This window comes from Hydrogenophaga sp. (genome assembly GCF_030656115.1).
Lineage (GTDB): Bacteria > Pseudomonadota > Gammaproteobacteria > Burkholderiales > Burkholderiaceae_C > Hydrogenophaga.
Window position 1 is genome coordinate 15400 of the sequence record NZ_JAUSOO010000125.1, and the last position, 24835, is coordinate 40234.

Consider the following 24835-nt stretch of genomic DNA (forward strand, 5'->3'; position numbering starts at 1 on the left):
GCAAAAATTGGGGGGGCACATGCGCATCAGTCAAGTCGAGATCAAGAACTTCCGTCTTCTGGCAGACGTTGAACTTGTCCTGGAAGATCAAACGACTGTCATCGTCGGGCGAAACAACAGTGGAAAAACCTCTCTTTCGGAAGTGATGCGGAGGCTCCTTTCAGACGGAAACGTTGCGTTCCAGTTAGAGGACTTTTCCAGTGCCTGCTACAACCACTTTTGCGAAGCGCTGCAAGCGTTGAATCAGGGTGCCGACGAAGACGCCGTGCGCGCGCTTATCCCGACCATTGAGTTGCGGCTGAAGTTCACCTACGACCCCGCCCAGCCTCAGCTAGGTCCCCTGGGTCCTTTCGTGATCGACCTTGATCCAGCATGCGCCGATGCACTGGTGGTGGTTCGCTATGAACTCAAGGACGGGCAGCTTGCGAGCTTTCTCGACGGCCAGCCCAAAGAGGCGCTGACCCCGGAAACGCGTATTGCGTTCTTCCGTGCGTTGCGTGAGCGGATTCCCGCCGAATTCAACGTGAAGATATGGGCGGAAGATCCCAATGATCCCGACAATCGCCGTCAGTTGCCGCCAAGCGCACTGCGAGGCTTGGTCAAGACAGGGTTCATCAATGCGCAGCGGGGCCTCGATGATGTGACTTCGCGAGAATCCGACGTGCTGGCCAAGACCGTGGAGGGCCTTTTCGCGACAGCTTCTTCAGCGTCGGCCGATGCGGCTGACAAGCAAATTGCCGATGCGCTGAAAACCGCGGTCCAGGATATCCAGATCCAGATTGACGAGAACTTCGGAGGCCAACTCAAAAGCCTGATTCCTGCGCTTCAGACCTTCGGCTACCCGGGATTGGGGGGCCAGGAGCTCCACACCGAAACCCTGCTTGATGTCCGAAAGCTGCTCTCCAATTTCACGAAGGTCCGCTACGCGGGCTACAGCGGCATCACGTTGCCCGAGTCATACAACGGCCTCGGCGCACGCAACCTGATCTTCATCCTGCTGCAACTGGCCGGTTTCTACAAAGCGTTTTGCGCAGAGACAACCGAACCGGGCGTACATCTGATTTTCATTGAGGAGCCCGAAGCGCACTTGCATCCACAAATGCAGGAGGTCTTCATTCGCCAGCTTGCCAAAATTGCGCAGCAACTCGTTGACGGTGCGCAGGACAAGAGGCCCTGGCCGGTTCAGTTCGTCGTCTCCACGCATTCATCGCACATCGCCAACGCGGCTGGATTCGAAAGCATTCGGTACTTTCTGGGGGCTCCGGCGTCTGGCGCCCAGGAAGGAGTTCGGACAACAAGGGTCAAGGACTTGCGCAAGGGGCTCAAGGACATCCAGCCAGAGGACAAAAAGTTTCTTCATCAGTACATGACGTTGACGCGTTGTGACCTTTTCTTCGCTGACAAGGCGGTTTTGGTCGAGGGACTGAGCGAGCGTTTGTTGCTTCCTGTCATCGTTGCCAAGCTAGAAGCTGCTGAGCCCAAGAGTCCGAAGCTGTCGAGTCAGTACGTGACGGTAATGGAGGTCGGTGGTGCATACGCGCATCTGTTCTTCGATCTGCTGAAGTTTCTCGAACTTCGCAGTCTGATCATCACAGACCTTGATGCCGTTGAAAAACCCGGCGGCAAGGCGTGTGCGGTTCATCTGGGCACATACTCCAGCAACGCCTGTTTGAAGGCGTGGTACTCCGAGGACGATCCTTTTACGTTGGCGGGCTTGCTTGCCAAAAAGGACGCCGGAAAGGTACTCAACGGAAATCGCATAGCCTATCAACGCGCTGAGAAAGAGGGTGATCCCTGCGGGCGGACCTTCGAAGATGCGTTCATCCTCGCGAACCCGAAGCTGTTCGGCCTGACAGAGAAGACCCCTAATGGGCTTGAACTGGAGGCGCGGAGCAAGGCGGAAGAATGGAAGAAATCGGAGTTCGCATTGAAGCATGCGATCGCTGAGACGGAGTGGCTCGCACCGGCGTACATTGTGGAAGGCGTCCGCTGGTTGGCTCGCGGCGATGTTGTCGCCCCCGACCCGGCGCTGACGCTGGTCGTGGAGGCAGCCGTAGCTCCAGTGGAAGAAGATGGCGGCCATGCCTGAGATTGAGTCACCGGCGGAAACCGCGAGCCGGCGCGCGCTGGAAACCATGTATGCCTGTCTTGAAGCGGGACAGAACTTTCGCCTGGAGGCTGGTGCCGGCGCGGGCAAGACGTACTCGCTAGTCAAGGCGTTGCGGTTCCTGATTGAGCGCCGCAAAGATACCTTTCCAAAGCGCAGTCAGCAGATTGCATGCATCACCTTCACGAACGTCGCCAAGGACGAGATTGCGGCAAGGACTGACCGTAGCCCCATGGTTTTTTGCGAGACCAACCACGCGTTCTGTTGGTCCTTGATCAGTGGCTTTCAGAAGCCGCTAAGGGCGCTCATTGAAGCGATGCCTGACTGGAAGGAAAAGATCGAAGAGGTTGGAGGCAGCGTGGGCACGCGTGCCATCGAGTACAGCCTCGGGCACCGTTCTATTCGCGACCATCGCGTGTCTATCCACCATGACGATGTCCTGCCGCTGACGATCTCACTCATGGCGCACGAGAAGTTCCGTCGCATGATCGCGGCGCGCTTCCCGATCATTCTGGTCGACGAGTACCAGGACACCGATAGCGATTGGGTCGAGGCGATCAAGGCTCATTTTCTCGGGCAACCCGGCTCACCGCTGTTTGGTTTCTTTGGCGATCATTGGCAGAAGATCTACGGCGGCGGGTGCGGCAAGCTGGAGCATGCAAACGTGACGGAGATTGGCAAAGAGGCCAACTTCCGTTCGGTCAAGGTTGTCGTCGACGCGCTCAATCGAATGCGGCCGCAACTGCAGCAGTTTGTTGAAGATCCGAATGCCGATGGACAGGTCCGTGTTTTTCACACGAACACTTGGCAGGGGCAACGGCAAAAGGGCGCCCACTGGGGCGGAGATCTGCCTTCCCCCGACGCCCAGGCCACCCTTGAGCGTGTGAAGGTCGAGCTGGAACAGACCGGGTGGGATCTGTCACCCAGCCACACCAAGATTCTGATGCTGACTCATCGGCTGCTGGCGAGTCAGCAAGGCTATTCAAATCTCGCCGCGACGTTCCGATTCAACGATGCGTTTACCAAGAAGGAGCACGAACACATTGCCTTCTTTGTAGATCAGTTGGAGCCGGCATGCGATGCTTTCATTGCCCGCAGGTACGGGGCGATGTTCGAGGCGCTTGGCGGCACCACGCCACAGATGCGCAGCCATTCGGACAAGACGGAATGGCACGACGCAATGACGCAACTGGTGGCCCTTCGCGAAGGAGGGACCGTGGGGCAGGTTGTTGAGCACCTGCGTGCCCAGCGAAAGCCGAGACTTCCGGATGCGGTTGAAAAGCGCGAGCGGGAGCTGCGCGACTTCGACATGTCTGCAGGCATCGAGATGCCGAGGGGTTTGGAAGAACTGGAGAAGTTGCGAGGCATCGCGTATTCAGAGGTCAAGGCACTTCGCCGCTACCTTGATGGTCACTCGCCGTTTGAAACTAAGCATGGTGTCAAGGGTGCCGAGTTTGAAAACGTATTGGTTGTGGTAGGGCGCGGCTGGAACCAATACAACTTCGGTGAAATGCTGGAGCTTGCCGGCGCTTCGGTGATTCCAGTCGCGAAGGAAGAAGCATTCGAGCGCAACCGCAACCTTTTCTATGTTGCCTGTTCAAGGCCCCAGAAACGGCTCGCCATTTTGTTCACGCAACTGCTGTCACCCGAAGCCATAGCAACTCTTGAGAGCTGGTTCGGGGCGGATGCTGTCACGCCGGCTCCGTAGCTGGCCATAAAGACTCAGGATGTCAACAGCTAAGCGCTGAAGCACTTTCGTGGTTATTCCGAGTTACCCTTCTCTGCGAACAGATGAAGCCTCGACGCATTGCTGACCAGAAACTTGTAGTCCGGTGGAAACTGGACCCTTGGTGATCGCTAAAACCGAAATGGCTTGATGAAGCGGAGGAGCAAGCGATATTCCGATATGCTGTACTTGTTACTGCGCGTTTTCATAGACGTTTGCCTTTCAGCCGCTCGCATTAAGTAATGATCAGGGACTTTGCTGTATCCGACAGAATCACCTTGATGTGTAGCAAGACATTGGGCTGCACTGAGGTTGACGCCCGTACGCTGCAATTGGGCCCGTTGATTGAACTCCTTGCATTTCGCCGAAGGAGTATTCCTCCAGGCGCCGAACTGAAGCTCATGGGACATGGCACACCGCTTTCGACAGCACTGAAGGCGATGCCCAGCGACACTGCATGGGCCTACCGCACTTCCGATTCGATAGGGGTGTTGCGGGTGCAAGCGGGCCACCCCTAGAACGTGGATGACATCGTGCAGCAACAGTTCTTGATGGATATTCGAAAGCGACTTGAGCAGGAAGGTGTTCCGAAATCATCAGCCCAAGCGTTGACAGGTGCTGCGGGTGAACTCATTGACAACATTGGCCAGCATGCAGGCACTCAATGTGAGGCGTTGGCGGCCTTCGACATCACTCCAGGAAATTTTTGGCTGGCAGTTGGTGATTCGGGAGTTGGTGCACTTGCGACATACATTGCTATGCCGGAAGTGCAGTCGGCGCGCCAGGCATTGGACGTAGCAGTCGTTGATCATCGTTCCTCTACTGGCGATCCGGCCCGCGGTCTTGGCTTTCGGCAGGTGCTTGGTGCATTGCGTTCCATGGATGCAGCGCTCAGGGTTCGAAGCGGTGACGCGAGCCTTGAAATCGAGGGCGTTGGTGGTTCAGGGAACTGGGTGTCACGGGAACAGCAACAGCTGTGCGGCTTCGTCGTCAGCGCTCATGTCCGATGGGGTGCCCAGCGGTCTTAGGTCTAGCGATCGCTGAGCTGGAATCGAGATCTCTGATCGACAGATGTGATATCGGCGCTGCGCAGCCATGGCCAGGCTTTTAAATAGTCCACCAATCGGGGCTGCCGCATCGCCCCCACGTGGCGCATACCTCAAGGGGCCCGCAGAATTTGGGACTGCGACATGGCGATGCATGGCTCGAAAATAGGGCGTCGCATCGAGCCAGATGACATGGTCAAACACGGCTTCAAGTCGCTTGGCGATTTGCATCGAACCACGCAGCACGAGTGTCAATGGCCGCTCAACCCGTTGGGCCAGTGTGGTGAGGCGATCAACATAGCGTTCGCTATCGTCGACAAGCTTCGCGCCAGTGAGGAATTCGAAGGCAATTGACGTGACTTCAGGATGATCGATGATGAACTGCGTCCATCGGTCGAAGTCGTGGCTTGTTCTGCCATTGACATGCAGTGCGGTGGGAAGCCCTGCCTCGTTCATCGTGTACCACATCCAAGCGATGCGCTTCATCGCATGGAGGTTGTCGTGCCGTGGAGCATCCGCGTACAGGCTGAAGTTGGGTGACGTGGCGAAGACGACGCCGGCCTCTCGCAAGCTCTTGAACACCTCACGATGCTTCGGGAGCCGCCAAGCGCGCTCTACGTAACGATCGTCCTCAATACCAGTGACGATCCAACCTTTTCGGGGTAGCACGCCGTGGTCGCGCACCAGTTCATCTCGCGTCTTCGCGCGTTGCTGGAGCCCCCGACCGGTAATGGCCCTGGACAGGGGGATGGCTGCGTAGTCGGGTAGTTCGATGGGTCGCCGGCGAGAGACGCGGCCCTCGATCAACGTGACGCAGCCTGCGGGCGCCGGTCGTGCATTAAAGTTCCTGCGCGGTATGTCATCGAGCTGAAACCCGCGGACTTCATGCACACGCCTTGCAAATCTGGTCGGAGCCTTCGGGCAGACCATGTCGCACGCGCTTGGGTCAGCGCAATGGCACAAGTCCATGCAGGTGAGCATGGCAGACCCGTTAGGCAGATGGAGTCCGCCGCACGCTTGGCGGTCCAGACATGAGCCGCAACCCAGGAGCGCCGTTGGTGAATCGATGTCTTTCAGAAGCCAGACGCCGCTATGTGCTTCCTGGGGCAGCATGGATCAGAGCTCCGCTTCAATGTCGACGATGCCGAGATCGGCAAAGCACTCATACACGCGGCCTGCCAAGATGCCGTTGTGTGTGTCAAGAGCTCTCAACAGGTCACTGGCGGGACGGTCGATGCCGCCGACCAGGCTGACGTCCTGCGAGATGACGACGTTGCCGTCTCTCAAGCGGCGGATGAGAACTTCACTTCCATTGCAAAGGTTTGCAGCACCTTGCAGAGTGGACCGGAACACTCGATTTGGGCGCTTTGGCTCGTCGGCGAAGAGGTCATCTGTTTTCCGCAGCATCTGAAGGTTCCATGCCTTTTTGTGCGGCTGGCGCTTGTTGCGCAGAAAATCAACTCCCATACGCGAGACCCCCTATGACCGGTGAATAGAACTTGCGTTTGCCGGCTTTGCGCTCACGCAGCAGGCCCATCGATTGCAGCGTCACCAAGCGGTTGTTCCATGCGGTCACAACACCAGGTTCGTTCGAGAGTTGACTGACGGTCTGCGCATCTGCCTCGCCAGCTTGGATAACGAGTTGAAGGGTGCGGGCGACCTTGGGATCAAGCGGACCGCGCAGTTCGGTGTGAGAGAGTTCGTCGGCAGAGTACTTTGCGCTGATGTATGGGGTGCGTACGGCCTCCGCGACCAGATCTGCTTCTTCCTTATTTGCCTCGGATAGGTTGGCCAGCACGACTGCAGCTCGCTCGCATTGGGGGTGACGGCGAATGCCCTGCAGGAGGTGTCGAAGGGCGCTACCTCCTAGAACTTCCACCGAATGAAAGTCAAGGACAACGGGCGTCTCTGGCGCGTGCTTCGCAAGCTCATCGGCAAGGCAGGTCAGGGCGCGTTCGCCACCGGATACACCGGTGAGGATTGGCCTTTCTACAAGCGTGCCGACATCTAGGGTTTTCATTTCATTCATTCATTCATTTGAGTGAATGAAATATACATCATCGGCGAGGTATGTCAAGTGGCAGCAATGCTTGGCGAACTGAGGCGTAGCCGATGAGCGTGTGGGACCACAAACCGGCAGAGGCATCTATTGCCGTAGATCGTTGACCAGCAGGGATGCCACAGCCTCCTCAGCGATGGACATTCCGTGTGACTGCATGGCCTCGGCCAATGCCTGGTCCCAAGACGCTGCAACTGCTGTTTCCTTAAGATCTCGTTCCTTGGGGGGTGCTGTTTCGAGTGCCTGTAAGTAGTGTTCGCTTCCAAAGCGCCAAGGGCTGCATCCGCAGAGCCTCATGACGTTGTTGGCGATGTGAATACCGGCCCAATCAAAGTCGCCGTGATACAGCAGCTTGGCTCCCGCGTCTGACAGCTGTTTCAACAGCACACGCTGCGCGGCCGCAGGCATGCCGTCGGTGCATACGAGTGGAGCACAGGCAGCACCCAAGCGGTCAGCAGCAATCGAGACGATGTTGGGGTTCTCGCAGACATAGATGATCTGATCCGCAACCTCCCAGTCAGGCGGTGTTCTCACGAGGCGGCGCAGGGAAAGGTAACTTGGTTCACCTGGTGCGGCCGGCGCGTTTGACGGAGTGCGGACTGGCAGATTCAGAAACAGGGCAGGGCGGGCCAACTCGTTGACGAGCACGCCCGATCGAGCCCAGATATCTCGCACCCGCTCGCTGGGCCGACGAACGCCATCTGCTTCATCTGTGGTTTCCTCAGAAGGGGATTGTTCCTGTTCACCGGTGCTGGCGCCATGTTGCAATGCGGCCAACACAACCGTAGCAACGGCTTGTCCATTGTCGAGGGCATGGGCATTGCCGAGCGCATCGGCGGCCAGTTGAGCGCGTGTCAAACCCTGGGCTGGCAGGCGCTGCAAGACCTCGTGCGCTTGCTGTAGCAGTAGGTGAGCCGTTTGGGCCTCCTGTTTGGACACCCGCTTGAGCAGGCCGACGGCTGATGATCCCTGCAACCATGCGCACAGCGAGGGGTGAAGCCCTTGACCGTCGGTGACGCTGGACCAGCGTGACTGCAGCTCGGCCTTGGCCTCTGCTCGGTTCACGATGGGGCCATCCAGCATTTGCAAGGCTTCATGAAGCGAGTTGGCTATGCCCGCATCCTGCAAGGCAGCGTCGAACCGGGCAATGTCGATTCGGACAGATTGGGTGGGTCGAGGAGGTAGACCGATGAGCAGAGCCAACGCCTCGTATTCAACGGCGCTCAGCTTGGTCAGGTGGAAGCCCGATTTTTCTGGATCGCGTCCATGGCGCTCGAAATGCCGCCTCATCCGCTGTCGCAATTCAGCAAGCTCTGAGCCCCCGAGCCTTCGGATCAGCCTTGGATCAATGCTGGGATCGTTCGCCATGTGGATCACTGAGTGGGAAAGCGGCGGTCCGGGTCGTCTTCCCGTCGCTTGGCTCGACCATCCCAGGCCCAACGAGAGACGAAGACCGCGTCCATGCCTTCGCGGCGTTGGAGCTGGCAGATCGATACGCCTGGAAGCTCTGCGTAGCAGGCCCACTCGCGCTCACTGGTGATCACGAAATCCAGATCGAACTCGCGTATCAGTCCCATGCAATGTGCTCGGGCCGCGTCGTCGATGCCTGCAAACGCCTCATCGAGCAGCATCAGGCGAGGTGCGTGTGGGCTGCCTCCTCGTCCGTAGAAGCTGGAAATGGCCGCAAACAAGGGGACGGTCAGACCGAGCGCGCGTTCCCCGCTGGAGGCTGGACCGGAGAGCTTGCGCCATTGACCATCCTGATGCCTTTGCACGCTGAACCGATGCCAACGGCGATAGTCCAGAGCCTTCGCCAACTGTTCAACCAGGCTTGAACCTGTGGTGCCAGCGTCTGCTTGAGCGCGCTCCGCGGCGATCTGCTGCTGAAGCATGGCACCCACCACGCTGCGGTCTTCAGCCGACCACATGTCGGCACTTCGGTTGAGCAAGCGTTCGCGGGCGACTTCAAGGCCTGTTGGCGCACCTTGCTCAGGTGTCAGAGGGAGCCATTGCAAACGGTAGCGAACACCAGTGGACGTCGGGCGTTTGCGAAGCTCCTCATTGATGGCATCAACCTGCTTGTCGGCTGCGCGCATCAGGCGCTGAATCTCGGCAGCGATTTCAGCTTGCAGATGGTTTTCCAGAACCTCTCGTTCTTTGGCTGTGAGCAATTCGCTGCGTTGCGCAATCTCGTCGGCCAGCCGATTGGACAGGGCATCAGGGCGCTCGGGCCTGTTCAGGTAGATGACATGAACAGAGAATCCCCAGTCGTTGGGCTCTGACGTCGCCTGATGACCCAGCGAGCCAAGTGATCGCTGCAGTTCAGTCAGGTCTTCAGCGACCAGCCGTTGAATACGGCCCCATGCAGCTTCGTCGTCTGCGATGTGGGCGAGGGCCTGCTCAGCCCGGCGAGCGAGGTTCAGGGCCGGGTCAATGGTCCAAGGGATGCTCCCGTCCGGAACCGGAAAGTCCGGTAGCGCGGACGCCAGCAAGCTGCTCTCGGTGAAGCGCTGCAGACGTTCTATTGCATGGGAACGGGTGGCTGTTCGCTCAGCCAGCACTGCATCAGCGCTGTCTGCTTGGCTTGCAGCGACCGCACGCCTTTCGCTGGCCGTTGTCAACGCAGATTGGGCAGCCTCCCACGCTCCATCAGCGATCGAGACCTCTGCGGACGCATCGCGTAGCTGTTGACGCAGTGTGTCAACTTTGGCGCCGATCATTCCTTTCAGGACCTCAAAACGCGCCACGGATTCAGCTGCACGCTCGCTGGCTGTAAGGAGCGACGCCTCCCGTTCGCTCAAGGTCTCCATCGCCTCTTTCTCGCGCTCCTGTTGCGTCTGATACTCGGGCCAAGCACTGCACCATTCCCGCGTTGCCAGGGCCAGTTGTTGATGAGCGTCGGCGAATCGGTCCAACGCATCGTTGATGGGGGACAAATCCGCAAGCACTGCGGGCAGTTGAAGGTCAGCGGCGTCGCGCTCCAATGCCTCTCGGGCAGCCTGAACTTCCGCTTCAGCGGATCGGCATTGGGAATCCGCAGCGTCAAGACGCTGTCGAGCCTGGAGAACCTCCCGCTCCGCACTGGCTGCAGCGAGCATCGCCGCGCGCAGCAGTTGGTCGGAAGGCGCGCTCTTCCATTCCCGCTCCGCCTCTTGTCCATCCCGCACGAGGTGCTGGAATTTTTGCTTCAACTCTTCCTGCAGGATGTCGATCTCGCCCAGACGGTCTGCAATCTCGTCGAGGCGGCGTTGTCTTGCGTTCGCGCGGGCTGTGTGACCAATGTAGACTGCTTGTGGCTTATGCCAGGCGCCGGCAAGGGCGCCTAAGCGGTAACCACCTTGCTCGCTGATCCACGATTCGCTCTCGCCACGATCTTCAATCCCGTACGCTACGGCGGTGAGCAAGGACGCAACCAGTGCAGAGGTCACTGCGCTGTCGTCAGGGACATATGGGCGCAGCGCGCTCGCGAGGTTGCGGCCCAAGACCGACGGGCGACGTGCCCATTGGCTGTCAAGCAGGGGTATACCGTTGGTGTCGGACAATGCGCCGTCGGGCGACAGCCAGGCATCCAGCAGGCCCGAGGCTTCAAGTGCGGCCTCCAATCCCGCACGCTGCTTCGCGTCGAGCTCAGACTGAAAGTCCACCAACCGCCACAACGGAGCCCCTGGTCGCCCGTCGCGGATCCCCGCGGCCCGCATGGCTGGAGGCGTGGGAACCGCATCGTGGCCGGCGAGCAGTCGATCCCTTTCAGTGCTGAGCGCTTCCTGTTCGGACTGAAGGGTGTTCTGTTGGGTGGTCAACGCCGAGTGCTGACCGGCATGGCGTTGGGTCGATTGCCGATACGCCTCGGTCAAGGCCTCTTGAATGGGGTTTGCACCTTCTGGACGTGCAACCCAGTCGACAAGTTGTTCCAGTGGTGCAACTGGGTCAAGATGAAGATGGACTAAGTTCGAGCAATGGGTGTGCCAAGCTTCGATCAGCTCGTTGCCAGTCGTTTCGGTATTCAGATCGGCTGCGGCCCGTCGCTCTGCTGCTTCTTCCAGCTCAGCCTGGCGATCACGTTGCGAGGCCTGTAGATTGACCAGAGTCTGTTGCTTGACATTCACCGTCGTATGCCGTGACTCCAGGTGACGAATGTTCTCGCGGCGTTTGATGGTGGCATCGCGCAGAAAAGTGGCCGCTCGCACGATTTCTGAAGGTACCAACTGGGGCAGTTCTTCTGGAGCGACGGTGGCCAGCAGGTTGTCCGCCAGTGCGGAGCCAGTTCCCGCCGTTTCTGCCACTTCGGCGCAGTGAGCTCGTGCTGTCAGGAGTTCGCTTTTGGCCGCTGTTGAGCGCTGGTTTGATTGACGGCTGCGCTCTGCCTCACGGTTCAGGTTTTGCTGTGCCTGATTGCGGAGCGCTTCGGCGGCTTCGGCTTCGGCCCTCCGTTCCTTGGCATCGGTTTCAGCCTGACTCAGGCGGTTGGCGTCTTGATTGGCCGGATCGCTTTGAAGCGTTTGCAGGCGGCTCCTGGCGGCGGCCAAAAGCTGTTTAGTCTCCGTGTGAACGCTTTTGGCCAGATCCTCTGCGTCCTGAGCATCCTTCAAATCCGCATGGGCCTTGTTGCGTCCTTCGCTCGCCTTGTCGAACCCCGTCTGGGCCTGTCTGAGCTCTCGCGTTTGACGTCGCGTCACAGTGCCTGCATACGTGCGATAGCGTTGTTCGAAGTGTTTGATGGCCCGTTCCAGTGAACGGATGTCCTCCAACTGGATACGATCCTCCTCCAACTGGTTGAGGGCTTCTGCCACGTCACTGAGCAGCTCGATCGGCATGGGCGGTAGCGCTTCGGTCAATGCATGCGACAACCCTGCTTCGTCCGGCTTTTTCGACAGCTGAGGTTGGCGCAACTGGATCAAGGTGTCCATCAGCGCTTCATAGCGCTTGGGCCCTATCTGGAACAAGCGTTCATCGACTGCGCGGCGGTAGCTGTGGGCGGTCTCGAAAATCTTGCCTCGACCTTGTCCTTCAACCGCTTCGCGCAAGCGCTCCCGGGTAAGGACCATCTTCTGCTCATTGGTGAGCCAGATATCCTGGCCAATGCGGGGATCGGCACCGTTTGGCCCACCTTCAAGGATGAAAAACCAACTGTCTACCTGCGTTTTGCCCACCGCAGCCGACAGGCCGGCACCCAGGGTGAGGTAGTGCGAAACCCCATCTGCGGTCCGGCGACCAAATTCGATCCAGGTGTAGCCAATGCGTCGCTGATAGGAACTCATCAGCAGGTTCCAGGCCATTTTTTTGCCGTTGTCACCATCGGGCTCAATGCGCGATGGCCGCAATTGGGCATCGAACAAGAAAGGCAAGGTGAGCGAAAGCACCTTGGACTTGCCTGTTCCGTTGTTGCCTCGCAGGAGCAGATGGCCATCCCTGAACCAGAATTCCTCGCTGTCGTAGTGAAAGAGTTCGACCAGACCCAGCCTCAGCGGCTGCCAGCGCTCTCGCTGAGGTTCGGGAAGGGCTGGGCGACGCGGCGGTGGTGGGGGGAAGAGGGAGTCGGTCATTCGTCAAACAGCGCATCTGGGCGGCCGGGGCGGGATGTGGGCGGGCGCACCTGGGTTTCGCCGAGCGCAAATCTTGCGATAGCTGGACGGGGATGAATCCAACCTTCCTCGTGATGGACCAGTTGGAGCTTGTAGAGCCTGTCCAGCGCGATATCGGCCAGTTCCCGTTCCGCGCCAGGCTCCCGTGCCGACTTGCGCCAATAGCGGCCAAACCGCTCGACGGCGCCACGCAGAAAAGCCGCGACCGCTTCGTCCGTGGTTCCTGCGGATCCGGAATCGAGACGCAGACGCTGCGCAAGATGTTCGGCCACCAGCAGCGTGGCATGCGCTTCGGTGCCTTCTGCAGGCATCGAGACATCGGTCAACTGACCGGACTCGTCGGTCAGAGCAAGTCCTTCGGCGCGTTGCTCAGCGGTCAAGGCGGCGGCTTCGCACAGACGGCTGGCCATGGTGCCTCGCTGGTTGATGAAATACGCTTGAGCATCAGGATCGAGCGAAGCGGTGTAAATCACGGGATCGTCCAGCAGCCGTCTAGCAAGGTGGTGGCGCAAGGCATCACGTCGCCCCTGTTCGCTCTCGACCTGGTGTTCGACGACAAGAGACCGCTGGCGGTCCTCGAACCCAATGGGAGCATCCTCGGCGCGCCAGGTAGAGGGACCGCGCACAGCGGCCAGCATGCCTGCCAGCATTCGCCGTTGCACGTCATACAGCGCGTCGTGCTGGGCTCCATTGCCATCGTGAATAAAGCCCTCTTCTTCGCCGGCAACGCGTTGCAGGACTCCGTACTCCAGCAAGGTTCTGCAGACAGCGACCAGGTCGCGTCGATCTGCGGCAGTACGGAGCGTGAACTCAAAGCCTCGCGATTGCAGCGTGGCTTCTGATGCCCACTGCATCACGCGTTCACCCAGCAGTTGAAGGGTGATCTGCGGATCGGCGCGCTCAAGCACCGCGCAGGCCAGGCAGAGCAACACATAGCGGCGCTTGTCGTACGAGGGAATTCCTCTTGTGTCGTCGCTGAGGTTGGCGGGGCGCTTGAACAGCCGCGCTCCCTCGCGGTCCACATGCAAGGGCCAGCCGGTTTCCCGGGCAAACCACTCTCTCAAGCGTTCAGCCTGGCGCCGCACGGCAGAAAAGTCTTCGTGTCCTGCTGCCATCAAGGGGCGCATCAACAGTGCACGCAAGCCTCTGCTGAATTCGTCGTGCTGTTGCGCCTTCTGGAGATCCCCAATGCGCTGGCTGTCTTGTCGTGGCGCAACGCGAATGTTCACATCGACTCCTGGGTCAGGGAGATCGTGAGCAGGTGATCCCGGCCAGAAAACTCCCCGCTGGATGTGGAGATGCGGGCACGACTGTCCGCCTCCAGAGGCTCCATCCGTATGTGAAGGAGTCCGTCACCTGTCTGGCGTTCCACGATCTGATCCGGGTGTGCCTGCTCGGCCAGTGCCTCGCCGAGCAAGCTGAGGAACAAGCCAAATGCATGCGTGTCCAGATCGCCCAGTTCAGACAGCTTGATCGGTTGACCGGTGGCCAGGCGCTGCCGTGCCGCCTCCACTTGGCGTGATTCTTCCGAGAGCTGTTGCGCCATCAACTCCCGTTCTGCGCTGCGGTCACGCACCCGGGCCAACGGGCCACGGGGTGCTGCTTCGCCGTATTCACGCAGGCGTGGACTGATCTGCAAAGGTGGCGCATCCATCCAGGAGGTGCTCGCGGGAATGTCGTCTTCAGACTGCAGGTTCAGCGAAAAATGTCGGGCGGGCTGAAGTGCAAAAGCTGCACGCGCGAGACGATGTGCTTCGCTTTCGGACTCGCAGGCTGCAAACCACTGGGCAAGCATCCGAAAGTCTGCAGAACGGTCGCTGCGCCCGCTGCGTCGTTCGTTCATGGCCGCTATGGCACCCAGCAGCTGGGGGATCGCGGCCCGTGCCCGGGCGCGCAGCAGTTCCGCCTGAGGAGGTTCTGCTCCCGTTGAAAGGAACCAACCTTGAAGTCCTTTCCATCGCTCTCGCCAGCCTTGCCAGCGACGCATTTTTTCGTCTATCTGGTCCTGGGCATCACCCGGTGCTGCGTCGGTGGCCTCGCGCTCGGCAATCTGCAGAAAGATGTGATCGATGCGGGAGGAGAGGTATTGAATGAGCTGGGCAATGGCCTCTGAACGGCGGACCAGATCGCCCATGAACCGTTCAAGGTAGTCGATCAGGCGCCGCTTGTAGGTGATGACCGCATTCGCATCCGCTTGCTGCAGCTCCAGGCTGCGGGCCACGCCGGCCATGAAGGCTTGTGCGTTTTCGGCCAGGTCCTCAAAAACGCGTACCAGATCGCGCAGCACCTCATGCATCTTGGCGACGTCAGGACCATCGGGTGATGTGGTGTCGTCAACCAGTTGCCGCAACGCCAGAAGGCGGCTGGTGATGTCTTCCAGGGCAACGGTCTGCAGTTCGGCGCGACGGTACAGGGTCTGGAAAAAGACCGCCAGACCGGCTTCCACCGCCTCGCCTCCGTGGGACAGGCGATAGAGAAAGCGGGCACGGTAGAAGTCGTTCAGCGACGATACGCGTGCGGTGTCGGGCTGGGATTCGAGGTTGCCCCACTCGGCCAGTTGGGCCAAGGCGCTGCTCACTTCCTCTAGGCGCGGAGGTGAGCCGGACCAGCTGGCTTCAGCGAGGACCTCATCGGGCCGCAGCTGGAGACGGTACTGCCGCTTGGCAGCGGCGAATACGTTCATGATGCTGCGGTAGAGCACGGCCTTCTCCGCACTCAGGTGCCGAAACAGTTCTGCTGCCGTGTTTGTTGTCAGCACTGGATGTGCTCCTCCTTCGTTCCCTAGCTCGGCAAATAGTAACCGGAGTAACGGGATGTCAGGCAGGAGCGTGGCGACCCAGTTCTGTCACGGTGTGCAGGGCACGAAGAGAACGGTCTATTCTGGAGGCTGCGTTTCGCGCGACTGGGTCGATGTGGGGTGCCGCTCAATCAAGGGCCCAACCGCAGCCAGCGAAGGATGCACAGCGTTGGGCGGATTGGTGCGGATCTCTTGCTTGGTTGTCGACGGTGGATTGGTTACTTTGAAAAAGGTCTGTTGTCGTAGTCAGGCTGCGATTCAAAATCACATTTCAAGTTGACTGAAGTTTGAATAAAGTGGTTGAATCGCAGTATGGCTACGATTAGAACGAGCAAGCTAAATGCGCTCTATACCCGCCTGCCGCCGGGGATGCCGCTGACCTCGGACGACCTGGCGGCGCTGGGCATCTCTGCGGATCTGGCCGTGCACTATGTGCGCGCGGGCTGGCTCGCGCGCTTGTCGCGCGGGGTCTTCTGCCGACCCAACGACACCCTTGCGCTGCATCCGAGCCTGATCCTGCTGCAGCGTCGCCTCAAAGGCTTGCACGTCGGCGGCAAGTCGGCACTGGACTGGTACGGCGTGCGCCAGTATGTGGCGCAGCAGCCGGTGCTGCAGCTTTACGGCTGGGCGGCCGGGCGCCTGCCCGAATGGTTCACCGAGCGCTTTCCGGCCGAGTATCACCGCAAGCGGCTCTTCAATGAGCAGCCTGGTGCCTTGCTGCACGCCGGGCCGTTCGAGAAGCGTAGCGGAGCGCCGCAGGTATCGGCGCCGGAGCGCGCACTGCTGGAGTTGCTGAGCGACGTAGGCGTCCGCCAGCCGTTGCAGGAGGCGCGCGAGCTCGTGGAAAGCGCCTACAGCCTGCGCGCCGACGTGCTGCGCGAACTGCTGCAGTGCTGCACGAGCGTGAAAACCGTGAGGCTGTGCCTGCAGCTCGGCCGCGAGGCATCGTTGCCCTGGGCAGCCAAGCTCGATCCGGCCACGCTGCCGACGGGCAGCGACCGGCCCTGGGTGTCCCGATCAGCCGGTGGCCTGCTGGTGCTTAAACCATGAATCAGACTTATCTTGATACCGCGCGCCTGCTGACGCAGGTTGCACCGCTGATATTCGTGGACGACACGTTTGCGTTGAAGGGCGGAACCGCGATCAACCTCTTCGTGCGCGACATGCCGCGCCTGTCGGTTGACCTTGATCTGGTCTTCCCAGACCACACGCTGCCACGTGACGAGGCGCTGGCGCGCATCAATGAGGCCGTCCGGCAAGCGGCCGAGCGCTTGAAGAAGCGAGGCTTGCAGGTGCACGCGCCGGCGGCAGCAGCGGGGGAGACCAAGCTGCTGGTGCGGCGCGGTCCCGTACAGGTCAAGATCGAGGTGAACTTTGTGATGCGGGGCACCGTGCGGCCGGTGCGCCAAGCCTCGCTCACGCCGACCGCGCGTGATGTGCTGATGGCCGACCTGGAGATCCCGGTGGTGTCGCTGGAGGACGTGTATGGCGGCAAGCTGGTGGCGGCATTGGACCGACAGCATCCGCGCGACCTGTTCGATGTGATGCAGCTCTTTGCGCACGAAGGCATCACGCCCGGAATCCGGCGTGCCTTCGTGGTCTACCTGGCCAGCAGCAACCGGCCGGTGCACGAGGTGCTGTTCCCGCCGCTGCGCGACATCCGGCACGACTTTGCGCACAACTTCCAGGGCATGACGGCCGAGCCGGTGCCGTTGGACGCATTGCTCGCGGCACGCGAGCGCCTCGTGCGCGAGATCCAGCAGGGGCTCGATGATGACGAGCGCCGCTTCCTGCTGTCACTCGTCGCCGGCGCACCCGAGTGGGCGCTGTTGGGCATCGACCAGCTGGAGCATCTGCCGGGCGTGCGATGGAAGCTGCATAACCTAACGCAGTTGCAGAAGACGAATGCCAAGAAGTTTGCCGAGCAGGCAACCCTGTTGGCCGCCCAATTGAACGGCTAGGAAATGCGCTAGCGCATTCGATCAAAAGGAGGAGACATGCACCCAATCCAAATGCAGGAAGGCGACCGAGGGATCGGCATGGGCTACACCGCCTTCATCAATAGGTTCGAGGCGATCTGCCAAGAACATCTGCATGAAGGGCGAGCCAGGGCCTTTGCTTTCGTCTTCTACGACATGACCAATGGCGTCGTGCGTCGCGCCCTGAGTGACGCCCAAGGCTTCCGGCTTCTGCATGAGAAGACTGGCAAAGACATCACGCTCTTCTATCTGCATGACCGTGCGATCGAGGCCCACTGGCGTAGCTTCAACAAAACGTTCATGGAGGCGCTGGGGGTTGAGGATCAAGCGGTGCCGCCCTGCACTCCAACTCCAATGTTTCCGCGTTGTCTTCACTAGGCAACCTGATCGCCCCGATCGGCGCTCTGGCAAAGCTGGGCGAATTCCTTTTCAAGCTCAAGGGGGCTGCCTAGATGCCGAATATTCGATCGCTGGACATGAAGTTTCTCGACGACCTGTTCGAGATGAACGGCGGTTACGTCCTCGACTTCTCCGACAACAGCATGGCCCGGTTCTTCGCAGAAGAACTGAACGTCGACATCTACGACGATACCTACCGGGAACATGGCACCTCGAAGGCCAAACGACTTCGGTGCTACTTGAACAAGGTCGACCTGCCCACTTCGGTCAAGACGCTGCAGACCTTGTGGGACTACCGCGAGGGGATTCGGAAGCATCGCGAGCGCGAGGAGTGGGTCCCGAACGCGGAGGGTCGATTCTTCTCGCTTTTGAATCGCATGCAGGGCAAGCCCGATGCGGCTCCCGCTGGCGAGCCGCCCAAGGCCGCCTTCGACCTGCCGAAGATTTCGCGTTGAAGCAACGGCTGATTGATCTCTCCTCGATGGAGCCGCACCCGCGAGGCTATGCGTTCGAGGTCTGGCTGCGCGACGCCTTCAACTTCTATGGGTTGGAGGCCCGCGAACCGTTTAGGAACAAGGGCGAGCAGATCGACGGCAGCTTCGTCCTGCAGGGCGAGATCTATCTGCTCGAAGCGAAGTGGGAATCGGCGAAGACCAGCGCTGCCGACCTTCATGCATTCCAAGGAAAGCTGGAGCAGAAGGCCGCGTGGGCGCGAGGCCTGTTCGTCAGCAACAGCGGCTTTACCGAAGACGGCTTGATCGCCTTCGGACGCGGCAAGCGCGTCGTCTGCATGGATGGTCTCGATCTCTTCGACGCGCTTGACCGAGAACTGCCGCTCAACCTCGCGATCGACCGGAAGGTTCGACGTGCGGCGGAAACCGGCCTTCCATTCGAGAGGATTCGCGACCTCTTCTCGCGTTGACGTGGCGTCCCTCGCTATGCGACTGCGGATTCGCGAAGCTGGGAGCGGGCATGCTCGCATTCGCGGTGGAGCGTCCTGCGCGGTCTTCCACCACCGGATGCGCGCCCGCTTGCGCTGGCTTCTGTTGCTTAACTGCTACGCACTGCGTAGCGGATCGATGTTTTTGGCGTCCGCCTGGCGTCGGTCGTCATAAGTTATTGATTCTCTTTGTATTAATTCGATCTTGTAACCGTCGGGGTCCGTCACAAAGGCAATGACGGTGCTGCCGCCTTTGACCGGGCCAGCTTCGCGCGTCACGTTGCCTCCCGCCGCCTTGATTTTTTCGCAGGCGGCGTAGGCGTCGGGTACACCCAGTGCAATGTGGCCGTAGGCGGTGCCCATGTCGTAATTTTCGGTGCCCCAGTTGTAGGTCAGCTCAATCTCGGCCTGGCCGGGGTTGCCGCCGTCAAAACCCAGAAACGCCAGTGAGTAGCGGTAATCGGGGTTTTCGGACGTGCGCAGCAATTGCATGCCCAGAACCTGGGTGTAGAAGTCGATGGAGCGTTGCAGGTTGCCGACGCGCAGCATGGTGTGCAGGAATCTCATGGCTTTTTCTGGGAGATGGGGTTGATGGTCGTTCGAAAACCCGGTCGGGCGTATTCAGGCCCTGGGTACAACTGGGAGGAATACAGCGTCACAGTATGCTGGAAGAAGACCCGCATGCTGTCGTGTTGCTGGATTTGTCCTGTTCCCCTGGATGCCCATGTTCCATCAACCGATCCACCTGTGGGGTGTGTCAGGTGGCGGTTGGTGAGCCACCCGATGCCGCTTCGTGTCTGGCCCGCCGCTGTGAGAGCAGCCAGGTCAGTTCGGCACCGTACAGAAAGACCTGGGCCGCAGCATAGATCCACACCATCATGCCCACGATGGCGCTGGCCGCGCCAAAGCTTGCGGCCACGCCGCTTTGTGTGATGACCCAGCCAATGGCGGCCTTCCCAGCGGTGAACAGCGCAGCCGTGAGCACGCTGCCCAGCACCACATCGCGCCAGCCGATGCGGGCTTTGGGCATCCACTTGTAGATCGCGGCAAACAGCACGGCGGTGAGGGCAAAGTTCAAGGCCAGATTCACCAGCATCAACAGGTCCGCGCTTTGGCCAAACAGGGGTGCCCACCAGCGCGCCCAGGCGGCCAGTGCGGCGCTGGCTGCCAGGGACACCATGAGCAGGAAGCCCACGCCCAGCACCAGTCCGAAGGACAGCAAACGCGTGCGCAGCAGCTGCCACAGGGTGCCACCGCTGCGTTGGGTGTCAACACGCCAGATGTGATCCAAGGAGTCTTGCAGTTCGGCGAAAACCGTGGTGGCGCCCACCACCAGCAGCAACACGCCGATCGCCATGGCCCAGCCGGACTGGCCGCTGCGCTGGGTGTTGTCCAGCAGCGCTGCCACGGCGGCTGCACCTTCTGTGCCCAGCAGCGACTGCAATTGGCCCAGAATTTCCGTGCGCGCGGTGTCGGCCCCGAACACGGCGCCGGCCACCGCGATGGCGATCAACAGCACCGGTGCCATTGAAAACAGGGTGTAGTAGGCCAGCGCAGCGCCCAGGGTGGGTGCACGGTCGGCCAGCCAGGCGCGCGCTGCGGCGCTCAGCAATGCGGGCACCTCGGTCAAGGGCAGCAGCGGGAGGGCTTGGGTCGTTGGGGTAGGGCGTTCGGGCACGCGGCCGATTCTGACGCCTTGACCCGGGCGCATCGGTGCGTTGGCACACAGTGTGGCGGTCCAACGTCTGCCTGTAGCGGCTATCAGCAAGCCTCGCAGGCGGCCAGAGCGGTCAGCACCGAGCGCTGCGTTTCCAGACCCAGGTAGTCCAAAAACACGCGGCTGCGCTGTGGCATGAACTTGCGGCTGGGCAGCGCCGCATACAGCGTGAAACGCCCGGCGATCCAGGGGCTGAGCACCCGCACCAGGGCGCCGCTGGCCAGGTGCGGTGCGGCGATCTCCACCGGTGTGGCCGAAATGCCTGCGCCAGCCAGCGTGGCACCCAGCAAGGTGTCGGTGTGGTTGGCCCACAGCACCGGTTGCACATCCAGTTCAACCTTGTCTTCTGGGCTGTCTGAGCGAAACAGCGTCCAGGCCCGCTTGCCCAGGCTTTCGGGTTTCATGCGCAGGCAAGCATGGCGCAGCAAGTCGTTGACCACCTGGGGTGCCGGGCGGCGTGTCAAGTAGCTGGGCGCGGCCACCAGAATGGCTTCGGTCACATTGATGCGGCGGGCGATCACGTTGGCATCGAACGACGCGTCGGCGCCGATCAGCGTGATGTCAAAGTCTTCGATGGGCGGTTCGCGGTAGGTTGCCACCTCAATGTCCAGCACGATCTTCGGGTAGGTTTGCTGGAAACCAGCCACCAACGGCGCCAAGACGTGGGTGGCCAGCACCGGCGGCGCCAGGATACGCAGCACGCCCGCCAGTTCGGTGGTCTGTGAGCTCACCAAAGCGTCGGCCTCATCCACATCTTGCAGTATCTGTCGAACCCGGTCCAGGTAGGCGGTACCCGCTTCGGTGAGCGATAGACGCCGTGTGGTGCGGTGCAGCAGGCGGGTGCCCAGGTGGTCTTCCAGGTCGGCCACCAGCCGGGTGACCACGGCGGGGGAGATGTCCAGGGCGCGCCCGGCCGCAGCAAAGCCGCCTTCGTCGATCACGCGCTGGAACACACGCATTGAAGTCAATCGGTCCATAGATTCACCTTATTGGATTTCAACGGGATTATTGTTGCTGAAATAGCAATATATCAATGCTTCAAGGCTTGTTTTTCTTCCGTTTGGGAAACTTTAAAGTCCATCCATCGCAGCGAAAAACACCCGTTCAACGCTCCGAAGCCAGGCTTGAGATGCAGCGAAACACAGTGCAACGTAGCGATACCGCACTGAAAAGACGCATCGACACAGGCCCGGCACGATCCATCTGTCTGTACTTTTTCGTTCAACTTCAAGGAAATCACCATGAACCGCTCTTATCTCTCTGCCATCGCACTGGCTGTTGCTGCCCTGTCCGCTGGGCATGCCCTGGCTGCTGACACCGGTGCACCCAAAACCCGCGAGCAAGTGCGGGCCGAGCTGTTTGAAGCGCAGCGCACCGGCGACATCGTGGCCGACGGTGAGTCTGGCCAAAAGCTCAACGAGCTGTACCCGCACCGCTACCCAGCGGCGTCGGTGGCCCAGGGCAAGACCCGTGCAGCTGTGCAAGCCGAATTGCAAGAAGCCCAGCGCACGGGCGATTTGGTGGCCGTGGGCGAAACCGGTCAGAAGCTCAACCAGTTGTATCCCAACCTCTACCCCGCCGCCGAGACCACTGCACAAGGCAAGTCGCGCGAGCAAGTGCGGGCCGAGCTGATTGAGGCACAGCGCACCGGCGATCTGGTGGCCATTGGTGAAACCGGTCAGAAGCTGAACGAGTTGTACCCGCACCGCTATCCAGCCGCGACGAGTACCGCACAGAGCAAAACCCGCGAACAAGTGCGTGCCGAGTTGCGTGAAGCGCAGCGCACGGGTGATATCGTGGCCGGTGGCGAGTCGGGTCAGAAGCTCAATGAGCTGTACCCCAGCCGCTACCCCGCCAAAGCAGCCAACTGAATACCCCCACAAAGCTCACGCCGCTGACGGCGTAGGCGCTCACAACGGCCGGTTGATCCAACAGTCAACCGGCCGTTGGTGTGTGTGGCTGCGCTGGCGGGTTGCTGGTCGGTCATCTGGTACAACCGAACACCCCCTTCAGGAGCCTGCATGAGCGTTTTCAACAAAGTGGTGCTGTACACCGACACCGATGGCCGCGCGAAATTTCGCGATGAAACCGTGGCCCTGACCGAGGGCACATCTGCAGCCCAGTTGTCACCGCTGATGCCTTCCGGTGGCTACCAGCTGCGACAAAGCCCGGTCGGTTTTCGCAGCCAGTTTCACTGCACTGGCGCACCGCAGTGGTTGTTCGTGTTGCAAGGGCAGATGGAAATCGGTCTGCAAGACGGCAGTTCGCGCATCTTTGGCCCAGGTGATCACTTCTATTCGGCCGATACGCTGCCCGAGGGGGCCACGTTCGACCCTGTGGTGCATGGCCACTGGAGCCAGCAAGTGGGTGACGAACCGCTGGTGACGTTGTTCGTGCGGGGTTGAGCGGTTCGCGGTGCATTTTGGCCACCTTCAGGGTGGCTGTGTGCGGTGGCAAAAACACCAACGCCCCGGTGCCAAGAGCAGACGGGGCGTTGGTGGAGTCACGCGGTGGTTGGCGTTTCGACGCGGTCAGGTTCTGTCGATGGGCGTCAGCGCGGAAAAGCCCGTGCTGATGATGGCCGCAGTTCAGGGTGCGACGGCCATCACGGCGCAGGCGCAAGGATGATTACCGGATCCGGCCGTAGTTGGTGCGCAGTGGGTCGGCAGGGCCGCCGCGTGGTGCATCGCTGTTGCGACCTGGGCCGCCACGGCCTTGGCCAGGACGGTTGTTGCGCGCGCCGCGGCTGCCCAACGAATCGATGCTGGTGCGCAGCGGATCGGGTTGGCCACCCGGGGCTGCAGCACGCGGGCGCGGCTCGCGGATGCGCAGGCTGCCCAGGTGGGCGTTCGGGCCAGGCTGGCGCTCGGCGCCACCTTCACCGCGGGCTGGGCCGCGGTCGCCACGTTCAGGGCGGTCATCCCGGTCCATGCGGTCGCCCTGGGCTGGGCGCGGTGGGCGTTGGCCCTGTGCACCGCCGCGATTGCCCGCAGCGCTGCGCGGCTGGCCGTTGCCTGCACCACCGCCATTGGGGCGCTGCCCTGGTGGGCGGCGGCCTTCGGTGCGCTGGCCTTCGGGCTGGGAGCCTTCAGCTGCGGGGCGCTGGCGCTGGCCACCGCTGTTGCCACGGCCTTGCGGTGCGTCGGCTTTCTTCTCGCGCACACGCTGCATCATCTCGGTGCGCGCGGCCTTGGCGGCAGCGGCCATCACGTCGCGGCTCGGCGGCTTGCCGGCGCCGCCCCAGATGGTCTGGCGGCCCATGGCGATGGGTTCGGCCTTCTCACCCGGCTCAGGCATGAACTCGGGGAACATCTGCACCGGGATCTGCTGCTTGGTGAAGCGCTCAATGTCCATCATGAAGCCTTCTTCGTCCAGGCTCACAAGGTTGACGGCTTCACCGCTCTTGCCGGCGCGGCCGGTGCGGCCGATGCGGTGCACGTAGTCTTCGCTGACGTTCGGGATTTCGTAGTTCACCACGTGCGGCAACTCGTCGATGTCGATGCCGCGTGCGGCGATGTCGGTGGCCACCAGGGCACGGATGTCGCCGCTCTTGAAGCCGGCCAGCGCCTGGGTGCGGGCACCCTGGCTCTTGTTGCCGTGCAGCGCCATGGCCTGGATGCCGTTCTTCGTGAGGAACTCGGCCACGTTGTTGGCGCCGAACTTGGTGCGGGTGAACACCAGCACCTGACTCCAGTTGTGCTGGTTGATGATGTGCACCAGCAGCGCTTTCTTCTTGCCACGGCCCACGGGGTGGATCACCTGGGTGATGCGCTGCACCGTGGTATTGCGCGGGGTCACCTGGATGCTCAGCGGGTCTTTCAGCAGGTTGTTGGCCAGGTCGCGAATTTCGTCGCTGAAGGTGGCCGAGAACAGCAGGCTCTGCTTTTCTTTGGGCACCAGGGCCAGGATCTTCTTCACGTCGTGGATGAATCCCATGTCGAGCATGCGGTCGGCTTCGTCCAACACCAGCATTTGCACGCCAGACAGGTCCAGGAAGCCTTGTTGCTGCAGGTCGAGCAGGCGGCCGGGGGTGGCCACCAGGATGTCCACGCCACGTTTCATGGCGTTGATCTGCGGGTTCATGCCCACGCCGCCAAAGATGACGGTGGAGGTCAGCGAGAGGTGTTTGCCATAGACGCGCACCGACTCTTCCACTTGGGCGGCCAGTTCGCGGGTGGGGGTGAGCACCAGCGCGCGGATGGCCACGCCGCCAAAACGGTTCTTGGCGCGCTCACCCTCGCTCAGGCGGTGCAGCAGGGGCAGGGTAAATGCTGCGGTCTTGCCGGTGCCCGTCTGGGCACCACCGAGCAGGTCGCGCCCGGCCAGCACGGCGGGAATCGCCTCGGCCTGGATCGGGGTGGGGGTTTCGTAGCCATGCTCGCGCACAGCTTGCACGATGGCCGGAGCCAGTTTCAGATCGTCAAAGTTCATTGCTTGATGAGGCGCCCGTCCAGGGCGCTGGGGGCATCGGCCACTCCAGTTG

Annotated in this window: 21 protein-coding genes; 9 read left to right on the forward strand and 12 right to left on the reverse strand. The window is 61.0% G+C overall.

All coding sequences use genetic code 11. From position 1 onward, the window contains the following. The first annotated feature begins 19 nt into the window (after positions 1-19). The 3 genes from Q7J58_RS15885 (at position 20) to Q7J58_RS15895 (ending at position 4861) form a co-directional block, all read left to right on the forward strand. Positions 20-2089, forward strand: coding sequence for an AAA family ATPase (locus Q7J58_RS15885; protein WP_304830171.1), 2070 nt, complete (start codon positions 20-22; stop codon positions 2087-2089). Further along, positions 2082-3815 carry a UvrD-helicase domain-containing protein gene (locus tag Q7J58_RS15890; RefSeq protein ID WP_304830173.1) on the forward strand — a complete coding sequence of 578 codons (1734 nt, stop codon included), beginning with the start codon at positions 2082-2084 and terminating at the stop codon, positions 3813-3815. Before Q7J58_RS15885 ends, Q7J58_RS15890 begins: the two co-directional genes overlap by 8 nt. Before the next feature lie 551 nt (positions 3816-4366). Further along, positions 4367-4861, forward strand: coding sequence for a hypothetical protein (locus tag Q7J58_RS15895; protein ID WP_304830175.1), 495 nt, complete (start codon positions 4367-4369; stop codon positions 4859-4861). On the opposite strand, the gene Q7J58_RS15900 is transcribed toward Q7J58_RS15895, so the two are convergent. From Q7J58_RS15900 to Q7J58_RS15930, 7 genes are all read right to left on the reverse strand, one after another. Then, positions 4790-5992: a DUF4417 domain-containing protein gene (locus Q7J58_RS15900; protein ID WP_304830176.1), complete on the reverse strand. Its 1203-nt coding sequence runs from the start codon at positions 5990-5992 to the stop codon at positions 4790-4792. The genes Q7J58_RS15895 and Q7J58_RS15900 overlap by 72 nt on opposite strands. A gap of 3 nt (positions 5993-5995) precedes the next feature. Next, positions 5996-6346, reverse strand: coding sequence for a hypothetical protein (locus Q7J58_RS15905; RefSeq protein ID WP_304830178.1), 351 nt, complete (start codon positions 6344-6346; stop codon positions 5996-5998). After that, on the reverse strand, positions 6336-6908 hold the full coding sequence (locus Q7J58_RS15910; RefSeq protein ID WP_157559333.1) for a hypothetical protein: 573 nt from the start codon (positions 6906-6908) through the stop codon (positions 6336-6338). Before Q7J58_RS15910 ends, Q7J58_RS15905 begins: the two co-directional genes overlap by 11 nt. A 117-nt stretch (positions 6909-7025) precedes the next feature. Next, entirely contained in the window at positions 7026-8306 is a 1281-nt protein-coding gene (locus Q7J58_RS15915) for a TIGR02679 family protein (RefSeq protein ID WP_304830182.1), read from the reverse strand. Between the two features lie 5 nt (positions 8307-8311). Beyond that, complete coding sequence (locus Q7J58_RS15920; protein ID WP_304830185.1) at positions 8312-12481, reverse strand: TIGR02680 family protein; 4170 nt, start codon at positions 12479-12481, stop codon at positions 8312-8314. Next, positions 12478-13749, reverse strand: coding sequence for a TIGR02678 family protein (locus Q7J58_RS15925; protein WP_304830187.1), 1272 nt, complete (start codon positions 13747-13749; stop codon positions 12478-12480). The genes Q7J58_RS15920 and Q7J58_RS15925 overlap by 4 nt, the downstream gene beginning before the upstream one ends. Beyond that, positions 13746-15278, reverse strand: coding sequence for a TIGR02677 family protein (locus tag Q7J58_RS15930; RefSeq protein ID WP_304830189.1), 1533 nt, complete (start codon positions 15276-15278; stop codon positions 13746-13748). The genes Q7J58_RS15925 and Q7J58_RS15930 overlap by 4 nt, the downstream gene beginning before the upstream one ends. Positions 15279-15629: 351 nt before the next feature. Here Q7J58_RS15930 and Q7J58_RS15935 point away from each other — a divergent pair, with 351 nt between their 5' ends. Next, positions 15630-16367: a type IV toxin-antitoxin system AbiEi family antitoxin gene (locus Q7J58_RS15935; RefSeq protein WP_304830191.1), complete on the forward strand. Its 738-nt coding sequence runs from the start codon at positions 15630-15632 to the stop codon at positions 16365-16367. Further along, a complete protein-coding gene (locus Q7J58_RS15940; RefSeq protein ID WP_304830193.1) occupies positions 16364-17278 on the forward strand; it encodes a nucleotidyl transferase AbiEii/AbiGii toxin family protein in 915 nt (304 codons plus the stop codon). The genes Q7J58_RS15935 and Q7J58_RS15940 overlap by 4 nt, the downstream gene beginning before the upstream one ends. A 21-nt stretch (positions 17279-17299) precedes the next feature. Here Q7J58_RS15940 and Q7J58_RS15945 read toward each other — a convergent pair whose 3' ends face one another. Beyond that, on the reverse strand, positions 17300-17623 hold the full coding sequence (locus Q7J58_RS15945) for a hypothetical protein (RefSeq protein WP_304830195.1): 324 nt from the start codon (positions 17621-17623) through the stop codon (positions 17300-17302). 149 nt (positions 17624-17772) lie between these two features. On the opposite strand from Q7J58_RS15945, the gene Q7J58_RS15950 reads away from it, so the two are divergent. Further along, complete coding sequence (locus Q7J58_RS15950; RefSeq protein ID WP_304830197.1) at positions 17773-18150, forward strand: hypothetical protein; 378 nt, start codon at positions 17773-17775, stop codon at positions 18148-18150. Next, positions 18147-18617, forward strand: a complete 471-nt coding sequence (locus tag Q7J58_RS15955; protein WP_304830199.1) for a restriction endonuclease — start codon at positions 18147-18149, stop codon at positions 18615-18617. Before Q7J58_RS15950 ends, Q7J58_RS15955 begins: the two co-directional genes overlap by 4 nt. 135 nt (positions 18618-18752) lie before the next feature. Here Q7J58_RS15955 and gloA read toward each other — a convergent pair whose 3' ends face one another. The 3 genes from gloA to Q7J58_RS15970 all read right to left on the reverse strand — a co-directional run bounded on the left by gloA (position 18753) and on the right by Q7J58_RS15970 (position 21329). Further along, on the reverse strand, positions 18753-19202 hold the full coding sequence (gene gloA / locus Q7J58_RS15960) for a lactoylglutathione lyase (RefSeq protein WP_304830201.1): 450 nt from the start codon (positions 19200-19202) through the stop codon (positions 18753-18755). Positions 19203-19392: 190 nt separating this feature from the next. Continuing rightward, the gene (locus Q7J58_RS15965; RefSeq protein ID WP_304830203.1) at positions 19393-20313 is read right to left on the reverse strand and encodes a YihY/virulence factor BrkB family protein; all 921 of its coding nucleotides are present in this window, start codon (positions 20311-20313) and stop codon (positions 19393-19395) included. An 83-nt stretch (positions 20314-20396) separates the two neighbouring features. Next, the gene (locus Q7J58_RS15970) at positions 20397-21329 is read right to left on the reverse strand and encodes a LysR family transcriptional regulator (protein WP_304830205.1); all 933 of its coding nucleotides are present in this window, start codon (positions 21327-21329) and stop codon (positions 20397-20399) included. Positions 21330-21593: 264 nt separating this feature from the next. Between Q7J58_RS15970 and Q7J58_RS15975 the strand changes: the two genes are divergently transcribed. Together Q7J58_RS15975 and Q7J58_RS15980 are read left to right on the forward strand one after the other, a co-directional pair. Beyond that, on the forward strand, positions 21594-22223 hold the full coding sequence (locus Q7J58_RS15975) for a DUF4148 domain-containing protein (RefSeq protein ID WP_304830206.1): 630 nt from the start codon (positions 21594-21596) through the stop codon (positions 22221-22223). Between the two features lie 150 nt (positions 22224-22373). Next, complete coding sequence (locus Q7J58_RS15980; protein ID WP_304830208.1) at positions 22374-22757, forward strand: hypothetical protein; 384 nt, start codon at positions 22374-22376, stop codon at positions 22755-22757. Between the two features lie 223 nt (positions 22758-22980). Here the strand turns inward: Q7J58_RS15980 and Q7J58_RS15985 are convergent, their stop codons facing one another. Further along, a complete protein-coding gene (locus Q7J58_RS15985) occupies positions 22981-24783 on the reverse strand; it encodes a DEAD/DEAH box helicase (protein ID WP_304830210.1) in 1803 nt (600 codons plus the stop codon). Between the last annotated feature and the right edge of the window lie 52 nt (positions 24784-24835).

What these genes read in the sequence shown, in the direction of transcription:
- Q7J58_RS15885 (WP_304830171.1), top strand. Translation starts at nt 20, where the DNA reads ATGCGCATCAGTCAAGTCGAGATCAAGAACTTCCGTCTTCTGGCAGAC.
- Q7J58_RS15890 (WP_304830173.1), top strand. Translation starts at nt 2,082, where the DNA reads ATGCCTGAGATTGAGTCACCGGCGGAAACCGCGAGCCGGCGCGCGCTG.
- Q7J58_RS15900 (WP_304830176.1), bottom strand. Translation starts at nt 5,992, where the DNA reads ATGCTGCCCCAGGAAGCACATAGCGGCGTCTGGCTTCTGAAAGACATC.
- Q7J58_RS15905 (WP_304830178.1), bottom strand. Translation starts at nt 6,346, where the DNA reads ATGGGAGTTGATTTTCTGCGCAACAAGCGCCAGCCGCACAAAAAGGCA.
- Q7J58_RS15910 (WP_157559333.1), bottom strand. Translation starts at nt 6,908, where the DNA reads ATGAATGAAATGAAAACCCTAGATGTCGGCACGCTTGTAGAAAGGCCA.
- Q7J58_RS15915 (WP_304830182.1), bottom strand. Translation starts at nt 8,306, where the DNA reads ATGGCGAACGATCCCAGCATTGATCCAAGGCTGATCCGAAGGCTCGGG.
- Q7J58_RS15920 (WP_304830185.1), bottom strand. Translation starts at nt 12,481, where the DNA reads ATGACCGACTCCCTCTTCCCCCCACCACCGCCGCGTCGCCCAGCCCTT.
- Q7J58_RS15935 (WP_304830191.1), top strand. Translation starts at nt 15,630, where the DNA reads ATGGCTACGATTAGAACGAGCAAGCTAAATGCGCTCTATACCCGCCTG.
- Q7J58_RS15940 (WP_304830193.1), top strand. Translation starts at nt 16,364, where the DNA reads ATGAATCAGACTTATCTTGATACCGCGCGCCTGCTGACGCAGGTTGCA.
- Q7J58_RS15950 (WP_304830197.1), top strand. Translation starts at nt 17,773, where the DNA reads ATGAAGTTTCTCGACGACCTGTTCGAGATGAACGGCGGTTACGTCCTC.
- gloA (WP_304830201.1), bottom strand. Translation starts at nt 19,202, where the DNA reads ATGAGATTCCTGCACACCATGCTGCGCGTCGGCAACCTGCAACGCTCC.
- Q7J58_RS15970 (WP_304830205.1), bottom strand. Translation starts at nt 21,329, where the DNA reads ATGGACCGATTGACTTCAATGCGTGTGTTCCAGCGCGTGATCGACGAA.
- Q7J58_RS15975 (WP_304830206.1), top strand. Translation starts at nt 21,594, where the DNA reads ATGAACCGCTCTTATCTCTCTGCCATCGCACTGGCTGTTGCTGCCCTG.
- Q7J58_RS15980 (WP_304830208.1), top strand. Translation starts at nt 22,374, where the DNA reads ATGAGCGTTTTCAACAAAGTGGTGCTGTACACCGACACCGATGGCCGC.
- Q7J58_RS15985 (WP_304830210.1), bottom strand. Translation starts at nt 24,783, where the DNA reads ATGAACTTTGACGATCTGAAACTGGCTCCGGCCATCGTGCAAGCTGTG.